This is a genomic window from Deinococcus misasensis DSM 22328, assembly GCF_000745915.1.
Classification (GTDB): Bacteria; Deinococcota; Deinococci; order Deinococcales; family Deinococcaceae; genus Deinococcus_C; species Deinococcus_C misasensis.
The window spans coordinates 1-1,216 of record NZ_JQKG01000105.1; the positions used below are offsets into that span (position 1 = coordinate 1).

The 1,216-nt window shown below is 46.5% G+C and carries 2 protein-coding genes; both read right to left on the reverse strand.

Features of this window, described 5'->3' with window-relative positions:
* Positions 1–241: 241 nt before the first annotated feature.
* Positions 242–670 carry a hypothetical protein gene (locus Q371_RS23305; protein ID WP_169743916.1) on the reverse strand — a complete coding sequence of 143 codons (429 nt, stop codon included), beginning with the start codon at positions 668–670 and terminating at the stop codon, positions 242–244.
* A 23-nt stretch (positions 671–693) separates the two neighbouring features.
* On the reverse strand, positions 694–1,128 hold the full coding sequence (locus Q371_RS23310) for an SRPBCC family protein (protein WP_034345508.1): 435 nt from the start codon (positions 1,126–1,128) through the stop codon (positions 694–696).
* Between the last annotated feature and the right edge of the window lie 88 nt (positions 1,129–1,216).

Here is a 1,216-nt window from a genome sequence, read left to right on the forward strand (position 1 = left end):
GGGGATTTCTCTACTGCTGGAGTTATTCAGGAAGCCATTGCAGGCTTTACTGGAAGGCCTTCACCTGTTGTTCCCCAAACTTGTCGGGTACTGAGCAGTTATATATGCTTTTTGGAAATGATTTGATGATAACAAGCACATGAAATTTGTTCAATAATCAAAGATTGAGTTTAGTAAACTTTTGATCGGGAGGACGCATTTCGCCCAATGGACTTGGGGACACACAGCAAACATTCCCGAATCAGTGTTGCGGTCCGGGCGAAACCACATTACTGAACTGCAAAAATGCCTTCAAAACACAATGCTGCAAAACATTCTCTTCAGGCTCAACCAAATTCTTCCCTCTGCCATGGTTGTGTTTTGCCAGCAAGGACATTCGGAAATAACCATCAAACTCCTCGATTTGCAACTTCAACACCACACTGTGCCGTGATGGATAACGCAACACCACAACAACCTCATTCTCCTCATCGGACCCCTCAATCAAAAACTTACACCTTTCAAAATCACTCATGACAAGTCGACCAGATTTGGATTCCAATTCCACTGATCGAACAGACACCTCAAAGACATTGCTGCTGAAAAGCATCCAGGAGTTGGGATTCATCACAATGTGTAAAAGGTCCTGAAGACTCCACGCTCCCTTTTGAATCACGATGCTCATGTTCATGCAAAAAGGCAATGGATTTCCCATCAGTCGGCTGACAACCCTTCCAGGAAACCCCACAACCCAGACATTGCCCTTGTTGCATCTTCCCTGTAAACAGACTTCAACCTCCCCATGAAAAACCTTTCCCTCCAAGTCCCAACAAAATGCACCTCTTCAACGATTCGAATCAAATCGTCGTCAGCAGAGCACGCTCGCCTGATCACACACTCACCACCAAAAGGTGTTGTGACAGCTATGACGTAATGACTGTACGGCTGATGTGCCAGAACACTGAAGCACAACTCACCTGAATCTTTCATCACCATCACTCCACTGGTGCCCTGCCTGAAATGCCCATGTAACATGACCCTTTTGACATTCTCTTGCCACAGCGGCCAATGGTCTGGAGATGACATGTAACGCCACACCGTGCCCACACAGGCTGAAGTGGTTGCAGTGATATGACTGATGTGCATCATGCGTCCACCTTCAATGCCCGAGGATCTGACTCAAAAACAACTTGGAGCGTTCATGCTGCGGGTTATTATAAAAATCCTCTGGGGTGGC